This is a genomic window from Nesterenkonia muleiensis (genome assembly GCF_003600155.1).
Lineage (GTDB): Bacteria > Actinomycetota > Actinomycetes > Actinomycetales > Micrococcaceae > Nesterenkonia > Nesterenkonia muleiensis.
In genome coordinates this window covers 1-2415 of record NZ_QWLD01000031.1, presented here as the reverse complement: position 1 = coordinate 2415, position 2415 = coordinate 1, and the positions used below count along the sequence as shown (strand labels likewise).

General features: G+C 56.0%; 3 protein-coding genes. All 3 read right to left on the bottom strand.

Annotation, left to right across the window (positions count from 1 at the left end):
- Positions 1-19 precede the first annotated feature (19 nt).
- Positions 20-394 carry a 3-hydroxyacyl-CoA dehydrogenase NAD-binding domain-containing protein gene (locus DVO78_RS18385; protein WP_420799083.1) on the bottom strand — a complete coding sequence of 125 codons (375 nt, stop codon included), beginning with the start codon at positions 392-394 and terminating at the stop codon, positions 20-22.
- Between the two features lie 120 nt (positions 395-514).
- Positions 515-1189 carry an IclR family transcriptional regulator gene (locus DVO78_RS08510; protein ID WP_120004393.1) on the bottom strand — a complete coding sequence of 225 codons (675 nt, stop codon included), beginning with the start codon at positions 1187-1189 and terminating at the stop codon, positions 515-517.
- Entirely contained in the window at positions 1186-1962 is a 777-nt protein-coding gene (locus DVO78_RS08505; protein WP_120004392.1) for an IclR family transcriptional regulator, read from the bottom strand. Before DVO78_RS08505 ends, DVO78_RS08510 begins: the two co-directional genes overlap by 4 nt.
- Between the last annotated feature and the right edge of the window lie 453 nt (positions 1963-2415).

The window sequence follows — 2415 nt, the reverse complement described above, 5'->3', positions numbered from 1 at the left end:
CCTTCGAAGAACGACTCAACTAAAAATGCGCCAGACCAGATACACCGTTAATCAGACACTCCCCACTCCGCGAAGCGGAAATAGCAGAGGATAAGCTGACCACGACAGTGTGCGAGCTAATGAGCGGGCTTAGGCGCTTGAAGAGTCCCTGTTTGGCGTCAACAAGCTCGGGGATACACTCTTGGACCAAGTAGGTCTCTTCCACAGCTTCGGCCAGATCGCCTGTGATCTGGACTTGTGCTGCCGCAGTAGTAGGCTCTATGCCGGTATCCCTGTCGAGCAGGCCCGCTGTATCGAGCTGGTCCAGTCGAGCATGCAACTCACGGCGGATGGACTGACGGTGAGTCTGATCCGGTTCGTAGACGCGGACCGGACGGCCTGCCCGGCAGAACACCACTAAGGAAGGAAACTCCAATAGAGCCTCCACCAATAATCGCTACTGGATGCTGGGACATATGGCCTCCTGGTAATCGTGCAATTTGAACTACAAACTTCCTCTAACTCATGTAATCATTCAGTGCAGACGCGCGGTCTCTTCGACGAGTACGTCAGCTAATTCGGCAATCCGTCCGATGATATCGCCCTCAAGGCCACCAACCGACAACGCTCCATAAACGGATCCGCGAGGTGCGAAAATCGGTACGCCGACTGCTGCTATACCGGGGGTGACGTCACCTTCTGAGATCGCGTAACCTCGGGCACGAATCGCCTGAAGCTCCTGGTCTTGCTCCAACTCATATGCCCCTGCCTCATAAGCTGCCAGAACCCTTCCGGCAGCCCCGCGGCGCAGGGGAAGAATGCTACCGGGACGGTAATTAAGTAGGTCGATTCCACTGCCGGGAAGCCATTCAACGCACAGCATTTCTCCACGGTGTGGCACACTTACAAAGGCTGTAAGCTGCGTCCTCTTCACTATCGATGTGAGTACGGGGTCCAGTCGGTCACCTCTGGGAAGATTCTTGCGTGCAGCATCGGCTAACCCTAGCCACTGTCCAGAAAGCGCGAACTGGCCACCCGGCCATTGATCAATATAACCCCCATTTGACAACCCTTCCACAAGGCGGTGAATCGTCGTGCGGGGAGCGTGGAGCTGTTCAGCAATTTCCGCCACAGTTAGCGCCCCGGAATCTGCGAGTGTTTCTACAACCTGGGTGGCATTCCGTAGAACACGTTGAGAATCTCCGCTCAAGACGCGCTCCTAACGACTTTCTCGTTGAACCCCATGCTTCGGCTAATCTCTGCAGCGCAAATAACTACCTGTTCCACAAGATGATTGTTATCCACAACTTCGTTCGGCAAACCAGCTAGCGACACCGCAACGACCAGCTCCCCCCGATGGTTGAACACCGGGGCCCCTACTGCGGCAATTCCAGTGGTCACATCATTGATTGACAGGGCCCAGCCACGACGACGGATTGTTTCCAGGTCAGCCAACAGTTCTGCACCCCGTTTGCCATAACGTTCATTGTGCTCCTGTCCTAATTGGCGGATTATCAACTTCTGCTCCTCAGGGGGTAGGAATGCCAAAAGAGCCCGAGGTGCTCCGCCCACATTGAGTGGCAACATATCTCCCAGCCGGTACTCTAGACTATGTACGGAGCGCCCGGCGATGCGGTCTATGCACACCGAACGGGTACCTCGGCGAACCGAAAGATACGTCGTCAAATGCGTCTCTTCTCGAAGCGCACGGAGGTGGGGACGAGCCAACTCACGGACATCCATTAGATCCGAGACCAACCCCCCAATACGAATAAAGAATAAGCCCAATCGGTAGCGCCCTCTTGCGGATCCAACGGCGATCCAGTCGAGAGCTTGAAGGCTCTTCACCAGGCGGTAAGTCGAACTCAAGGGCTCGCGAACCTGCTGGGAGATCTCAGCGACTGTTAGTTCCCCGCTGCTCTTTAGTACTTGCACGACAGCGAAAGCTTTGGCCAGGATGCCGGGCGTCTCTTGTTGCGTCATATGTCGTGAATCTTCATTCGAATAGGTGGTCCCTTAGAACGGTTAGCTATCGGGGCGCGGCATCAGCGTGCCTACTGCAATGTTAGCTTCTAGTCGAGATCTGGCTTGCCCACTGGGTGACCTGGAAGGATATGCATCATTCCTGCTTCCTACCTGGAGTTCTGAAACGGTTCGTTGAACGGCCCCAGGGAGAACGGGATCACCATCGCCCAGAACCCCAAGGACTTCGTCATTCACCAGGTGACGCCTCCGCCGAGTGGCGCGATGTCCATAAAGGTGCCAGCTGCTTGAGGAGGAAAACGAGGTCCTGCGTCACGCGGCGGCCAACCCTCGCAAACGAACCTGCCGGGAAAGATCCTCCTGTGGTTCCCCCGAATCGTGGAGGGCTTCCTTAGAGCGTGCGCCAGTAGGTGGTGTGTCGGTGAGCTAAGACAGGCACGGGTCCCGGTAAAG